The organism is Aeribacillus sp. FSL K6-8210, assembly GCF_037963925.1.
Lineage (GTDB): Bacteria > Bacillota > Bacilli > Bacillales > Aeribacillaceae > Aeribacillus > Aeribacillus composti.
Genome location: NZ_CP150172.1, coordinates 2396049 through 2410822 on the forward strand (window position 1 = coordinate 2396049; position 14774 = coordinate 2410822).

The window sequence follows — 14774 nt, forward strand, 5'->3', positions numbered from 1 at the left end:
TCGACAATTCTCTTATTTTTATTTTAACATATCTTTAAGCCAACATTTAACCAAAATTCGTGCGATTCTTATTCTGTTTCAACATTTTTCGAAACTCTTACTAAAATAACATCTTTTCCGATTTTTACGATGTTCCTCCAAGGAATGACAATTTCTTCCCCTTTTCCAAAAAAACCTAAAACCTTCCCTTGACTAGTGATCATGATCGCTTGAATTTTACCAGTTTTTAAGTCGATGTCAACGTCTTCAATGCTTCCTAATTTTTTTCCGTCATGGACATTCACAACATCTTTTATTTGCAAATCGGAAATATGGATCATGCCGGCTTCTCCCCTCGAATATCTTTACAATCAGTATATGAGTTTTTTTTTGAATGATGATAAAGGGCCACATTCAAAAGAATGTGGCCCAAACGGTTATTGAATATTTTTGGTCATTTGTTTAATGGCAGCTTTTTCAAGCCGAGAAACTTGAGCTTGGGAAATGCCGATTTCTTCTGCTACCTCCATTTGTGTTTTGCCTTGAAAAAACCTTTTTTTCAATATCAGCTTCTCCCGATCATTCAATCGTCTGATCCCCTCTTTTAGAACAATTTCTTCAATCCACTTGGAATCGCGGTTTCGCTCGTCGCTTAACTGATCCATGACAAAGATCGGATCACCGCCGTCGTTATAAATCGGTTCAAATAATGAAACTGGATCTTGAATGGCGTCTAAAGCAAAAACGATTTCTTCATGCGACACATTCAGCTCTTTAGCAATTTCTTCTGCCTTCGGCTCACGTGACGTTTCGCTCATGAGTTTTTCACGCACCTGCAAAGCTTTATAGGCAATATCACGCAATGATCTTGAAACACGTATCGGATTGTTGTCTCGCAAATATCGACGAATTTCACCGATGATCATCGGTACAGCATAAGTAGAAAATTTTACGTTTTGGCTCAGATCAAAATTATCTATAGATTTCATCAACCCAATACATCCTACTTGAAAAAGATCATCGACAAACTCGCCTCTGTTATTAAATCTTTGGATGACGCTTAAAACGAGTCGCAAATTTCCGTTGACAAGCTTTTCTCTGGCTGATAAATCACCGCTTTGCATTTGTTTAAATAATTCTCGCATTTCTTCATTTTTTAAAACAGGAAGCTTCGAAGTATCAACACCGCAAATTTCAACTTTATTTCTTGTCATTTCGTTTCCCCCTTACAGGAGTTCTTGCTGTCTTAAGTTAAGTATCTCCCTGAAGGGGAAAAATATGCACAAGCTTTTCAGAGTGAACACGCTGTTGATTTTTCGCTATACATGCGACTAGCAAGCAAAAATTACACCATTTTATTAAATTCTTTTCGAAGACGCTTAATAATTCTTTTTTCCAATCTTGATATGTAAGATTGAGAAATCCCGAGCATGTCAGCCACATCTTTTTGCGTTTTTTCTTCTCCGCCATGCAATCCAAACCTAAGCTCCATTATTTGTTTTTCTCGTTCATTTAATTGCTGCAGCGCCCGCATTAATAGCTTTCGGTCAACATTAGCCTCCAAATCCTTTGTAATAATATCGTCTTCTGTTCCGAGAACATCCGAAAGAAGCAGTTCATTTCCATCCCAATCAATGTTCAACGGTTCATCAAAAGAAACTTCAGATCTTGTTTTATTATTTCTGCGCAAATACATTAATATTTCATTTTCTATACATCTAGATGCATATGTCGCAAGCTTGATCTTTTTTTCGGGATTAAAGGTGTTGACTGCTTTAATTAGCCCGATCGTCCCAATGCTGATCAAATCTTCAATATTGATGCCGGTGTTTTCAAATTTTCGGGCAATATACACGACAAGGCGCAAATTTCGTTCAATCAAAATCGAACGGGCAGCCTTATCGCCGCTCGGAAGTTTTTTTAACAGTATTTCTTCCTCTTCCTTCGAAAGCGGAGGCGGCAGCGCTTCGCTTCCGCCGATATAATAAATTTCATCTGTTTTGATCCCTAATTTTGTTAAAAACTTGTACCATATATACGTGAGATAAAGCTTAATTTTTTTCATGTTGTTCCCCCTTCTAAACAAATTGGTTTATGAGTATGCTATGAATAAAGGCTAAGAAGCATCTTTTTGTTTACCCGTCTGGATCATTTTTGGATGAATAATGCATTGATAATCGTCTTCGCTTGAAAGCCGCGAATGATTTAGTCCAATAAGCGGGCGGGACAGCATTAATGATTCTTCTTTTGTATGAATCACCACTTCGTCTGCTATTACGGCTAATAATAACTGAAGATCCTGGCCAACAGACCGATACGGAATAATTTTCAGCCTGCCGATCCATTCTTTCTGTTCTATGGCTGTCACAGCCTCCATAGGATTTCGATTAGAAATGACTTGGTGCATACTTTCAGGAAACACGGTCATTAATTTTTCCGCTTCGGCAATCATGACTGGCTTCTTAGTGATGGGATCATACAATTGATTGCCGCTATCAATCAATCCTTTTACTATTACTTTTTTCTCCATCATCGTGATCGAAACATCGACAATTTGATCATAGTGGATTTTTTTTGCTTCAACCTGTTCAAGCCGCAAGCGGGAAAAATACCAAATAATCGGAAAGCCGACCACGATAAATAACCAGCTGACAGGATTTCCGAAGCCATTTCCATTTGTTAAAATCATGTTATTTTGAAATGAAAAGCCTACTTGAAAAAAATAATAAGTGCCAAGCATACCTCCCCCAACTGCAAAAGTGACAAAATAGAAAGTCAATAAATTTTCTATAAAGTAGCGAAACTTCTTAAAGCCAAAAGCATAAAGAACCATCACACATGAGAGGATTAGTTTTGATTCCGGACGGCTCGCCAGCTGTGCGAAAGGCGAAAAAAGCAATATCACAATAGCGGAGCCGATGAGCGAAGCAATCATTATTTTTTTCCATACAATGTTTCTCTTTAAGATGATTGCTGTAAGAAAAAGGAGCATGATATCAAAGCAAAAATTCATCAGCCAAATAGCATCCAAATAAATGGTCAACCGCCTCTTCCTCTCCCACCATTCAATTTTCTAGGCTTCTGACTTGCTATTAATAGGTAGTATAAACGCTATTCATTCCAAATTGTGTCAAATAGTGGCGAGTACAGCATACAATTTTTGACGGATTCCTAATGTTTTCGTCGAATGGAAAAATGGTTAAAGAAAAAAAAAACGGTACAAGCCTTTTAGAGGAAGAAAGCTAAATTGCTGAAGTTGTAAACACTTTCGTTAAGAGACGATGGGGAAATTACAGGAGATCTTTTCTTAAAAAAGCTGTGTAAATGTTTATACTTTTTCAGAACGAGGAAAAAGCCTGGCTAAAAAGCCAGGTCCTTTCGCGTATATATCTGCAATTTATATTCCACAAAAAATATTAGAACTTACCATATACATGGCATTAAATTTTCAGCAAGGATCCGCATTTTTTTCAAAAGGCATGTCGTATTTTTTCATAAAGTTTTGATTCATTCGTTTTGCTATTTTCGGGAACGCGTTCAAATCTGTTTATCTATTTTTACATAATTTTTTGATTCTTTCCGCCGTAATGCGATTTTTGAACAAATCATGCCTAAAAGGAATCTCTGAATCCTGCAAATATTTATGTTCCAGTCCAATATTTAAACTGTTTTACGCATGCAAATATTAAAAACCTTCCATTTTGCCCGCTTGATGAGCTTTAAGAAAAAAGCATGGATGACGTCTATTGTCACCCATGCTTTTTTTAGCGGCGCTTTCTGTTTCTTAAAAATGTCGGGATGTCAAGCGTATCTTCTGCCTGCTGCAATGCACGGCTCGTAATGTCGTGAGTCGGCTCTTCCTTTTTCACTTCACGCTTAGTTGCAACATTTGGCTTCTTATTAGGAGCAAATGGTCTCGCTTCTTGCTTGCTAGGATTTATTTCAGTTTCTCTAAATCCAGTTGCAATCACTGTTACAACAATTTCATCCTTCAAATCTTCATTAATAACAGATCCAAAGATCATGTTGACATCTTGGTCCGAGGCTGATGCAACAATATCGGCTGCTTCTTGAACCTCATATAGGCTTAAATTTGTTCCGCCGGTAATGTTCATCAATACTCCTTGCGCCCCATCGATTGAAGTTTCAAGAAGCGGACTTGAGATTGCTTTTTTGGCAGCTTCAGCCGCTCTGTTCTCTCCCGTTGCTACTCCGATTCCCATCAATGCAGAACCTTTGTTCGACATAATCGTTTTCACGTCCGCAAAGTCTAGATTGATGAGTCCCGGCACAGCAATTAAATCAGAAATACCTTGCACTCCTTGACGAAGAACGTTATCCGCTTCACGGAAAGCTTCAAGCATCGGCGTATTTTTATCAACAATTTCAAGAAGTCTGTCATTCGGAATCACAATAAGAGTGTCAACGGCTTCTTTCATGGCTGCAATTCCACCAGCCGCCTGCATAGCGCGTTTTCTTCCTTCAAACGTGAACGGCCTTGTGACAACGCCGACCGTCAGTGCTCCTAAATCTTTGGCAATTTGCGCAATGACAGGTGCTGCACCAGTTCCGGTGCCTCCTCCCATTCCAGCCGTTACAAACACCATGTCTGCACCTTTTACAGCTTCTTCAATTTGTTCCTTGTTTTCTTCAGCAGCTTTTTTTCCGACCTCTGGATTTGCTCCTGCACCAAGGCCCCTTGTCAATTTTGCGCCAATTTGCATTTTTGTTTCTGCTTTTGAAAGGTTTAATGCTTGTGCATCAGTGTTGACAGCAATGAACTCTACACCTTGCACACCATGTTCAATCATCCGGTTGACGGCATTATTTCCGCCGCCTCCTACTCCAATAACTTTAATTGTTGCAAAGCCGTCAATATTCGTATCGAACTCCAACATGCAAAATCCTCCCTAATCCATCAATGCTCTATTGACGAAATTTATTCGAAAAAGTACCCAAAAAATTTCTTCACTCTGCTCATTTTTTCTTCATTTTGACGCTTCGTTTTTTGCTTTAAAGTCACTTCATTCGCTTCACTCGGAACAGTTTGCTTAATCTGTTCCATCTCCACCTTCGATCCAATCCGTCTCCCTTGAATTTTTGCATTTTTGTAGGCAAACTGGATGAGACCGACACCTGTCATGTATTGAGGATTTCTAACACCTATGTAGTCGGGGCTAGCAATCCGAACATTGTGGGCGAGTACAGTTTGAGCAAGTTCAAGCACACCAGGAATGTTTGCACTTCCGCCAGTTAACACGAAACCTCCGGGCAATTCCCTGAAGCCCAGTTTTGCAATTTCTTGAGCTACAAGAAGAAAAATTTCCTCCATTCTAGCCTCAATAATATCAGCTATTTGAAGCTGATTGAATTTTTGCATTTTATCGCTGCCTATAATCGGAACATCAAACACCTCGTCTTCAGATGCATGATCATAAAAGGCATGTCCATGTTTAATTTTAATTTTTTCAGCATTTTCTGTGGAAGTTCTAAGACCAATTGATAAATCGTTGGTAATGTGTTCTCCCCCAACCGGTAGAACGGAAGTTGTTTTTAACTCTCCGTTTTCAAAAACTGCAATGGTAGTGGATCCCCCGCCAATATCGATAAGAGCTACGCCTAAATTTTTTTCGTCTTTGGATAAAGCAACTGAACCACATGCGAGAGGCTGAAGTGCAATATCCGTAATTTCAAGGCCTGCACGTTCAACGCAGCGCAGTAAATTATGTAGAATAGTTTTTGATCCGGTGATGAGCAGTCCTTCCATTTCCAGCCTAACTCCCAACATTCCCCTTGGATCATGTATCCCGTCAAGACCGTCTACAATAAACTGCTTCGGAATGCAATCTATAATTTCCCGATCTGGGGGAATGGATAAAACTTGTGCAGCTTCAATGACACGCCTTACATCTTCATTTTGAATTTCTCGGTTTTCACTTGAAACTGCCACTACTCCTTGACAATCTTGAAGTTTTACATGAGAGCCGCTCACACCGACAACAACTTTATGGAGGGGCATGCCGATCATTCTTTCCGCTTGTTCCACAGCCTTTTTAATAGAATGAACGGTTTCATCTATATCAACAATTGATCCTTTTTTTAAGCCTTTTGATTTCACATTACCAACACCAATAACGTTTAACGATTCATCCATCATTTCGCCAATGATTACTTTTACATTGGATGTACCGATGTCAAGACTGACAAATATTTCATTGCTGTTCAATGCTTTTGGCACCTCCTTATCCAATACTACTATTCTATTACGTCCAATAGAACAATACAATGAAACGAACGTTACATATTTGTTTCAATTTGTATATGTGTAAATTCAACACTTGATCTATTTTCCCTTTTAAAAGTTGGATTTTTTTTTGTGCGTATTTCTGCCGCTGTTCCATTTTGCGATTAAAATTCTGCGAATAACCGCTATATTTTGGAAAAGCCGAACTCCAAAAGCAAACATTGCTACTAAATACAAGTCTACACCAAGATGAACGCCGAGAAAAGCTAAACTTGCAGCTAAAAGTATATTAAAAAAGAATCCAGAAACAAACACAAGCTCATCATAAGAATTTTGCAAGTATGCCCGGAATCCCCCGAACAGAGTATCAAGCGCAGCAAGTATGGCTATTGATAAATAGTTGGAATATTCATCTGGAATTTGAATGTTGCTGTACAGACCTAAGATGATACCTAAAAGAATTCCGATAACCGGGAGCCACATAACTAATTCCCTTCCTTTTCATCTTTAAGAGGTGCCATATTTTGAATGCGGATCAATTTTTCATAAGGCGGTATAATTAGCTGTTTCTGCGGTGCAGATACGGTTAATTTCAAATTATCAATCGCAAAATCGTCTTTCAATGCAGATCCGTTTATTTTACTGTAAAGTTTTTCAGCGTCGTTTGATAAAATTTTGATTTCAATCGGGTAAGTGTTCAGACTGTTTCCGTCAATTTTCGTTATTCCGTTAATATCGCGGATAACGGTTGTGTTGACAATTCTGTATCCGTTTATTGACATTTCTTTTGCTTCATAAGAATTCACTTCATTGATCAGACGCTTTAAAAGCTCGGGCGAAATCGGCTGAATAGGTTTTCCGAGCAGGTTGCTGTCAAACAAAGGCTCAATTGTCAAAACGACACCCTCACCTTTTACTTCGGTTAAACCCGCTTTCGCCTTCAGCTCTTCTAAAGTATCTTTCAATGCTTTTTCAGGACTTTCGTTTTTTTCCATTTCCCTTTGCATTTGGTCATATTTGCGGATTTCTTCTAACAATTCCACTTGGAGCTTCTGTTCTCTTTTTAAATCTTCACGGAGCTCCCACATATCCCTCGTATCACGCTCGTCCGGTTCTTCTATGGATCGATATTGCACGCCAAGCATAAACCCAAAAATTGTTGTAATGATGGAAAATGTAAAGGCAAATTTCCATTTTGGTTTAATCAATCGTCCATCACCTTTCTTTTTTCTAGAGCTAGGTTAGCTAGGGTTTCCGCTAATCATCCAGTTCATTTGACAAATAGGGCCCCATTTTAATTTCTTTTTTCTTTTCCACCTTTACAACAATATTTTCATAGGCAAGCTGATCCAAAACGCCTCCTGCAATGTTTAGCGCCTGCGTCAATACCTCAGCATCTCCGATGGCAGAAATAACAAATGGAGCGGGAAATTGGTTTCCATCTACTGTTACGACGGGGCCGTTACAGATGATATAAGAATGATGGAATATTCTTTGTCCGTTGATCGCTACAGCGGTCGCACCTGAAATGAGCAATTCATTCACAACTTTAAAGATGTGGCTTTCATGAACAATATAATTGTTCACATTTTCCCCTTCTGGAACATAAGAAGAGTCTTCGAGCGTCACTTCAATCCCTTCGCCGACAACCCCTACCTCTCCTACAAACATCCTCAATTTTTCAACATCTTCAACTAAGTTATAATAAAGCTCTTTCTCTTTTTTCAATTGCTCTTCAATTTCTGTAACTTTTTTTTGTTTTTGAAAAAGCTCCTCCTGGAGCTTCCGGTTTGTTTCTTCTTGATTGATCAGCAGCTTTCTTGTTTCATATTCTTTTTCCCACTGTTCTGGTGATACATTCAAATCTTTTCTTTCTTTTGTCCATTGAAAAGAATATGAAATTAAGAAACCGACGACGAGCATAATAAAAAATAACATGACATGGCTGGCATTAGCTTTCCTCATCGGCTTTGTCCCCTTTATTCTTCTGTGATCCTTTCTTGCTGTAAGGCTCAAAATAAGAACCGACTTCTAAGTGGATAATCCCTTTTACTTTCGGGTTGAGTTCTTTTACAATCATTGGATATGAACGCATTTTTTCAGCAAAAGTTTTCATAGAAGCTCTCACTTCATAGCCGTTGTTCATAAATAATGTAATTATGTACGGATCCATTTTTTCCGGCGTATAGTGAACCTCAGAAATGGAATTGGAAATGGAATGCGGAAGGTTTGTCAATTGTTCAGTCATGAGATGAGCAAATTCAGCATCGTCAAAACCGAATAAGATCGGAGCATCAGGCACTTTTACGCTTTTTTGTCCATCTAAAGTTTCCCCGTTTTCCAAAACCGGGTAAAAGGATGATCCATTGGACACGTAGGCTACTCGTTTCATTTCTTCAATTTCAATCCGAATGGTGTGAGGGAAAATTTTGACTATGTTCGCATCTTTCACTTCTTTATGTTTTTTCAAGGCTTTGATCGTTTTTTCTTTATTAACACTCCAAAAATTCGTCTGTTGATCGATACCGGAAAGCGAAACGATTTCATCGCTGGGAACATTGACATTTCCGCTCACTTCTACGTTTTTCACTTTGCTTAACGGCGTTTCTAAATAAATAATTAATAAAATAAGCAAGGAGAAGGTGAAAATAAATAGTATAAATCTCCTATTTGCCTTTTGTTTGCGCTGCTGCTTGAGCTTCGGTATCCGATCCTCGATTGAAACGATTTTTTCTTTTTCCAAGTCTATGTTCACCCCATCCTAGATTCATTGAATCCAGGTTTAATATATAAGCTTGTCCAAAAGGAGCAAAAAATGTTTAAAGGTGAAAAAACGGCAATAGCATGCCGTTTTAAAAAAATCTTGTTGAAATATTATAACATAATGTACAAGCTGAAAGGGAGAAAGATTTTTCCTATTTATTCCTTCCAACAATTTCAACTTCCGTTTCCATTTTGATTTGGAATTGCTCGTAAATCGTCTTTTTTACAAAATCGATGAGGGCCAGAACATCTGAAGCTGTTGCATTGTCTTCATTGACAATAAAATTCCCGTGCATCTCCGATATTTTTGCGCCTCCGATTTTGTAGCCTTTTAAGCCGGCTTTTTCAATGAGCTGACCAGCATAATGAGGAAGGGGGTTTCGGAAAATGCTTCCTGCGCAAGGGTGGTTCCAAGGTTGTGTTTCACGGCGATATTCTTTATTTTTTTGCATCGTCGATACGATGCTGTCTCTATCTCCTTTTTTTAATTGAAATACCGCTTCTAAACATATTCCCGGGCGCTTTTTTTGCAAGATGGAGCTGCGGTATGAAAATTCCATTTCTTCATTGGAAAGCCATTCTAATGTCCCATCTGCAAACAAAATATGCGCCTTTTTGAGAACATTTGAAATATCCGAGCCGTGCGCACCCGCATTCATATAGACCGCACCGCCTACAGATCCGGGAATGCCGCTGGCAAATTCTAAACCAGACAATCCTTTTCTGCTGATCAATGTGGACAGGCTGACTAATGAATAGCCTCCCCCCACTGTGATCTCCTCATCTTGAATGGTTAAATGGCTGATGCCGTTCCCTAATTTAATTACGACCCCGGCAATTCCTTCATCTAAAACAAGTAAATTGGATCCTCTCCCTATTACGCGCCAATCTGCATGATGCTTTTTGATGATTTCCATTGTTTTCATTAAGCCTTCAATGCTTTTTGGCTCGACAAACACATCTGCCGGTCCGCCGACTTTCATCGTTGTATGTTTTTTTAACGGCTCATTCTCAAGCACTTTTCCTACATCAGCATGAATTAACTCTTCCAACAGCTGCTTCACATGTATCCCCCCATTTTCAAATCTTGTTATTAGCAGCGGCAAGTTCGTTCATGACTTGATAAAGCCTTTTGGCTGCATCGCGAACTCCCAGTTCAAAAGAAGCTTCGCTCATGCTCTTCAACGTTTCCGGATTCAGTAAAATTTGATCGATCAACGTTAACAAACGATGCCCTGTTAAATTTTGTTCAAGCAATAAAACGGCAGCGTTTCTTTCACTGAGTGTGCGGGCATTTGCTTCTTGATGATTGGCTGTAACATACGGGCTTGGAATTAATATGCTTGGGAGGCCAAGCGCTGTTATTTCCGCTAAAGTTGTAGCGCCTGCTCTGGATACGATTAAATCAACTGCTGCCAGCACATCCGGCATTTGGTGGATAAACGGTTTGATAATAATATTTTTCAGATGGGCGGCATCGCCTATTTGTTCCATTATTTGCTTGTAATGAACCTCACCGGTGACATAAACAATTTGATACGGCTTTTTCGATAATTCGTCAAGGATGCTGAGGACAGATTCATTAATCGGTCTTGCCCCGCGGCTTCCTCCAAAGATGAGCACGGATTTTACATTCTCTGTTAAATTTAAAGATGATTTACCTTTTGCCCGATCACCGCCAATCACTTCCTGCGCGCGAGGATTTCCTGTTAGAACAACTTTTTCTTCCGGAAAAAATTTTTTGGAGCTTTCAAAAGAAATGGCGACTTTATCAACATATTTTGCTAAAAATTTATTAGTCAAACCAGGCACGCTGTTTTGTTCGTGGATGATTGTCGGTATTCCGAGTCTGCTGGCTGCATAAACGACTGGTCCCGAAACATATCCTCCAGTCCCAATTACAACATCCGCCTGAAACTCTTTTAGCAGCTTTTTGCAGATGGCGAAGCTGTTGAAAAATCGATAAACTGTTTTAACATTATCAAACGACAGCTTTCGTTTAAAACCGCTAATTTTAATCGCTTTAAACGGGATCCCTTCCCGTGCCACAATCTCTTTTTCCAGTCCATTTTCCGTCCCAATATATAAAAAATTGGCATGAGGGTCATATTTTTTCACTTCTTTTATGAAAGCAAGCGCAGGATAAATATGACCGCCGGTTCCTCCTCCACTTACGACAATGTTCATTCAAAAAGCCCCCCTGAAATGTTAGAAACTTTTTATAAAACAGTTAAAAGAGGCTGAGCAAACAAGCCGAAAAGCCCCTTTTTTTCCATATTTATCCGGATTGAAAAGCTTAATATTTTGCATATCGGCTAATATTTAAAAGCACCCCGATTGCCATCAGCATTAACGTCAGTGACGATCCTCCATAGCTTAAAAACGGAAGGGTGATGCCCGTTACAGGCATTAATCCTGTGACAACCCCGATATTGATCATCACTTGAATCGCAACCATTGCAACAATGCCGACAGCTAGCAAGCTGCCGAATAAATCAGGCGCGTTCAACGCGATTAAAATTCCCCGCCAAAGCAAAAGAGAGAATAATAAAAGCACAAGAGAACCGCCTATAAACCCCAATTCTTCCGCAACGATCGCAAAAATAAAATCTGTTTGCGGCTCGGGCAAATAAAAAAACTTTTGTCTGCTTTGACCCAATCCTAATCCGAAAAGGCCTCCAGGGCCAATTGCATAAAGCGATTGAATAATTTGAAACCCGCTCCCAAGCGGATCCTCCCATGGATTTAGGAACGAAGTGATCCTTTTCATACGATAAGGAGCTGATAACACAAGAGCGGCAAAACCGAGTGCACCTATCAATCCCAGTCCGATAAAATGGCTAATTTTCGCTCCTGCTGCAAAGATCATGACGACACATGCTCCCATCATCACCGTTGCTGTTCCTAAATCCGGCTGAAGCATAATGATCCCAAATGCTAAAAAGACTAATCCTAAGGACGGGAAAAGACCTTTTTTAATGGTTGTTACAAATTTTTGATTTTCGGACAAAAATTTAGCCAGAAAGGCGATCATCGCTAGCTTCATAAACTCAGAAGGCTGAATGGAAAATGCCCCGACACCGATCCAGCTTCTGGAGCCATTTCGTACAACGCCAATTCCAGGAATCAACACGGCAATCAGCAAAACGAAGCATACGATTAAAAGCACCTTTGCCCACGTTCTCCATGTCCAATAGTCTATATTCATAAAAAAGAACATGGCAACAATGCCCAAGGCGGCGAACAGCAGCTGCCGCTTCGCAAAAAAGAATGCATCGTCAAATTTATACGTTGCCCATATGGCGCTTGCGCTATATACCATGATTAAACCGATCGAAAGCAGCAAAAATGTGATCAAAATTAAAATGAAATCTGGAGATTTGCTTTTTGTCGACACGCCGAACACCCCATCTTTTTTAAGCTTAAGGGTACGAGCCCTTATTTTAGCTTATGCACGGCGTTTATGAAAATGTCTCCTCTCTCTTCGAATGTTTTATATTGATCCCAGCTTGCACAGGCCGGAGAGAGCAAAATGACATCACCTATATCCGATATGCGAAACGCCGCAAAGACTGCTTGTTCCACATTATCGACATGTTCTATCAGTTCTATTCCAGCCTTCTCTGCAGCCTTCTTTATTTTTGGGGCAGTTTGTCCAAAGGTGATGACTGCTTTCACATGTTTGAAATACGGGATTAATTCATCAAATTCATTCCCCCGGTCAAGCCCTCCGGCCAACAATACAACAGGGGATGAAAAAGCTTCGAGAGCCTTTGTTGTTGCCAAAATATTCGTGGCTTTCGAATCGTTATAAAATTTTCTTCCTGAAACTTCGCCGACATATTGCAGGCGATGCTTTACACCTGAAAACGATGCCAGCACCTTTTGAATCGCTTTGTTTCCAACATTTTTCGCCTTTACTGCACAAATAGCAGCCAAAATATTTTCTAAGTTATGCTTGCCGACAAGAGCAATATCTTTTATATCAATAATTTTTTCGCCATCATACCAAATGGATTCATTTTGGATATAAGCACCATTTGATACTTCCTTATTGGTTGAAAAATAAATTTTCTTTCCGTTTGACAGTTCAGACAGACGCACAACATCTTGATCATCCGAATTGATAACCGCAACCGATTGGTCATCTTGGTTCGAAAAAATTTTTCCTTTCGCTTGCATATAATTTTCGCGAGTTCCATGATAGTCTAGATGGGCATTAAAAATATTTAACAAGACCGCGACTGAAGGTTTAAAATGAATGGTTCCTAAAAGCTGAAACGAGGATACCTCCATAACTACAATATGTTCCTTTGTCGCTTCCTGCACAACTTCACAAGCCACATTTCCGATATTTCCTGCCAGCAGCGGCTGTTTTCCATCCGCCTTCAGCATTTCGTATATTAAAGTTGTCGTCGTCGTTTTTCCATTCGATCCAGTTATCGCAATAATTTCCGCTTCAGAAATTTGATACGCAAGCTCGACTTCGGTTATAACGGGAATATTTTGTCTCGCTGCTTTTTGTACGATCGGGTTTGTGTATGGAATGCCTGGATTTTTTACAACAATATCAATATTATGCTCCTCGAGCAATTGTTCCGGATGTTCCCCTAAAATAAGTTTGATCCCTAAACTTTCAAGTTCTATTACATCATCATTTGCTTCGTATGGTTTCATGTCGTTTACGGTAACACGAGCCCCTAGTTTATGCAATAATTTAGCGGCTCTCAAGCCGCTTTTCGCCAAACCTAATACGAGAACGTTTTGATCGACATACATTTGTACATTTTTCAATTATAACCACACCTCGATGATAATTCCTAGTATTGCAAAAAGCAAACCCATCGCCCAGAATGTCACGACGACTTTCCATTCCGACCATCCGTTTAATTCATAGTGATGGTGGAGCGGGCTCATTTTAAACACTCTTTTTCCAGTCATTTTAAAGGAAATTACTTGAATAATGACTGATAATGTTTCAATAACAAACACGCCGCCAATCACTATAAGCAAAATTTCTAATTTTGTCAAAATGGCTACAGCGACAATCGCTCCGCCTAAAGCCAATGAGCCAGTATCTCCCATGAACACTTTTGCAGGGTGAGCGTTGAACACTAAAAAGCCTAATACGGAACCGACCACTGCAACACTAAAAATGGCGATATCATATTGACTATTGTTCCATGCCAATACAGCAAATGCTCCGAAAGCAATTGCAGCGCAGCCGGATAACAATCCATCGAGACCGTCGGTCAAATTGACGGCATTTGAGCCGCCTACAAGCATAAACAAAATAAGAACCGGGTAGAGCCAGCCAAGATCAAAAGAAAGTTCCGTCCCCGGCAATCGAACTTCTGTAGAGAACTCAAATTGATTTAAAACAAAATAAAAAATAACCGCAACAATGATTTGACCGATTAATTTTTGTTTTGAAGTCAGACCGAGATTTCTTTTTAACACCACTTTAATCATATCGTCTAAAAATCCGAGGAGTCCGTAACCGATTGTTACAAACAACAGCAAAAACGTTTCGATCCCCGGTTTCGAAAATTTATTGGTCATGACAATAGTGGTGATAATGATGGATAACATAATCATGACTCCGCCCATCGTCGGAGTTCCGGATTTTTTTTGGTGGGATTTTGGTCCTTCATCCCGAATACTTTGGCCAAATTTCAGCCTTCTTAAAAATGGAATAAAAATGGGAGAAAGTAATACACTGATTAAAAAGCCCATTAAGATGGTAAAAAGCACGACTTGTTCTAGCATTGATACTTCCTCCTCCCAC

At 39.5% G+C, this 14774-nt stretch carries 15 protein-coding genes; all 15 read right to left on the reverse strand.

The window, feature by feature from the left end; all coding sequences use genetic code 11:
• Positions 1-68 precede the first annotated feature (68 nt).
• The 15 genes from NSQ41_RS11440 to mraY all read right to left on the reverse strand — a co-directional run bounded on the left by NSQ41_RS11440 (position 69) and on the right by mraY (position 14755).
• Complete coding sequence (locus tag NSQ41_RS11440; protein ID WP_063388485.1) at positions 69-320, reverse strand: YlmC/YmxH family sporulation protein; 252 nt, start codon at positions 318-320, stop codon at positions 69-71.
• 96 nt (positions 321-416) lie between these two features.
• Complete coding sequence (gene sigG / locus NSQ41_RS11445; protein ID WP_339209971.1) at positions 417-1193, reverse strand: RNA polymerase sporulation sigma factor SigG; 777 nt, start codon at positions 1191-1193, stop codon at positions 417-419.
• Positions 1194-1324: 131 nt separating this feature from the next.
• Positions 1325-2044 (reverse strand): RNA polymerase sporulation sigma factor SigE, encoded by a 720-nt coding sequence (sigE, locus tag NSQ41_RS11450; protein WP_063388487.1) that lies wholly within the window; start codon positions 2042-2044, stop codon positions 1325-1327.
• Between the two features lie 51 nt (positions 2045-2095).
• The gene (gene spoIIGA, locus NSQ41_RS11455; protein ID WP_327856266.1) at positions 2096-3022 is read right to left on the reverse strand and encodes a sigma-E processing peptidase SpoIIGA; all 927 of its coding nucleotides are present in this window, start codon (positions 3020-3022) and stop codon (positions 2096-2098) included.
• Positions 3023-3743: 721 nt separating this feature from the next.
• Positions 3744-4877 carry a cell division protein FtsZ gene (gene ftsZ, locus NSQ41_RS11460; RefSeq protein WP_063388489.1) on the reverse strand — a complete coding sequence of 378 codons (1134 nt, stop codon included), beginning with the start codon at positions 4875-4877 and terminating at the stop codon, positions 3744-3746.
• Positions 4878-4918: 41 nt separating this feature from the next.
• Entirely contained in the window at positions 4919-6205 is a 1287-nt protein-coding gene (gene ftsA / locus NSQ41_RS11465) for a cell division protein FtsA (RefSeq protein ID WP_327862800.1), read from the reverse strand.
• Between the two features lie 129 nt (positions 6206-6334).
• Positions 6335-6706 (reverse strand): small basic family protein, encoded by a 372-nt coding sequence (locus NSQ41_RS11470; protein ID WP_063388491.1) that lies wholly within the window; start codon positions 6704-6706, stop codon positions 6335-6337.
• 2 nt (positions 6707-6708) lie between these two features.
• On the reverse strand, positions 6709-7431 hold the full coding sequence (locus tag NSQ41_RS11475) for a DUF881 domain-containing protein (RefSeq protein WP_339209972.1): 723 nt from the start codon (positions 7429-7431) through the stop codon (positions 6709-6711).
• A gap of 49 nt (positions 7432-7480) precedes the next feature.
• Positions 7481-8188 (reverse strand): DUF881 domain-containing protein, encoded by a 708-nt coding sequence (locus NSQ41_RS11480; RefSeq protein ID WP_063388492.1) that lies wholly within the window; start codon positions 8186-8188, stop codon positions 7481-7483.
• Complete coding sequence (locus NSQ41_RS11485; RefSeq protein WP_339209974.1) at positions 8175-8966, reverse strand: cell division protein FtsQ/DivIB; 792 nt, start codon at positions 8964-8966, stop codon at positions 8175-8177. Before NSQ41_RS11485 ends, NSQ41_RS11480 begins: the two co-directional genes overlap by 14 nt.
• Positions 8967-9138: 172 nt before the next feature.
• Positions 9139-10050, reverse strand: coding sequence for a UDP-N-acetylmuramate dehydrogenase (gene murB / locus NSQ41_RS11490; protein ID WP_339209975.1), 912 nt, complete (start codon positions 10048-10050; stop codon positions 9139-9141).
• 16 nt (positions 10051-10066) lie between these two features.
• Positions 10067-11173 carry an undecaprenyldiphospho-muramoylpentapeptide beta-N-acetylglucosaminyltransferase gene (gene murG / locus NSQ41_RS11495; RefSeq protein WP_339209976.1) on the reverse strand — a complete coding sequence of 369 codons (1107 nt, stop codon included), beginning with the start codon at positions 11171-11173 and terminating at the stop codon, positions 10067-10069.
• A 109-nt stretch (positions 11174-11282) separates the two neighbouring features.
• On the reverse strand, positions 11283-12383 hold the full coding sequence (gene spoVE / locus NSQ41_RS11500) for a stage V sporulation protein E (protein WP_094246092.1): 1101 nt from the start codon (positions 12381-12383) through the stop codon (positions 11283-11285).
• A gap of 41 nt (positions 12384-12424) precedes the next feature.
• Positions 12425-13765, reverse strand: a complete 1341-nt coding sequence (gene murD / locus NSQ41_RS11505; protein WP_339211619.1) for a UDP-N-acetylmuramoyl-L-alanine--D-glutamate ligase — start codon at positions 13763-13765, stop codon at positions 12425-12427.
• 15 nt (positions 13766-13780) lie between these two features.
• A complete protein-coding gene (mraY, locus tag NSQ41_RS11510) occupies positions 13781-14755 on the reverse strand; it encodes a phospho-N-acetylmuramoyl-pentapeptide-transferase (protein ID WP_339209977.1) in 975 nt (324 codons plus the stop codon).
• Positions 14756-14774 lie beyond the last annotated feature (19 nt).

What these genes read in the sequence shown, in the direction of transcription:
- sigE (WP_063388487.1), bottom strand. Translation starts at nt 2,044, where the DNA reads ATGAAAAAAATTAAGCTTTATCTCACGTATATATGGTACAAGTTTTTA.
- NSQ41_RS11480 (WP_063388492.1), bottom strand. Translation starts at nt 8,188, where the DNA reads ATGAGGAAAGCTAATGCCAGCCATGTCATGTTATTTTTTATTATGCTC.
- ftsZ (WP_063388489.1), bottom strand. Translation starts at nt 4,877, where the DNA reads ATGTTGGAGTTCGATACGAATATTGACGGCTTTGCAACAATTAAAGTT.
- mraY (WP_339209977.1), bottom strand. Translation starts at nt 14,755, where the DNA reads ATGCTAGAACAAGTCGTGCTTTTTACCATCTTAATGGGCTTTTTAATC.
- murD (WP_339211619.1), bottom strand. Translation starts at nt 13,765, where the DNA reads ATGTATGTCGATCAAAACGTTCTCGTATTAGGTTTGGCGAAAAGCGGC.
- NSQ41_RS11440 (WP_063388485.1), bottom strand. Translation starts at nt 320, where the DNA reads ATGATCCATATTTCCGATTTGCAAATAAAAGATGTTGTGAATGTCCAT.
- sigG (WP_339209971.1), bottom strand. Translation starts at nt 1,193, where the DNA reads ATGACAAGAAATAAAGTTGAAATTTGCGGTGTTGATACTTCGAAGCTT.
- NSQ41_RS11470 (WP_063388491.1), bottom strand. Translation starts at nt 6,706, where the DNA reads ATGTGGCTCCCGGTTATCGGAATTCTTTTAGGTATCATCTTAGGTCTG.
- murG (WP_339209976.1), bottom strand. Translation starts at nt 11,173, where the DNA reads ATGAACATTGTCGTAAGTGGAGGAGGAACCGGCGGTCATATTTATCCT.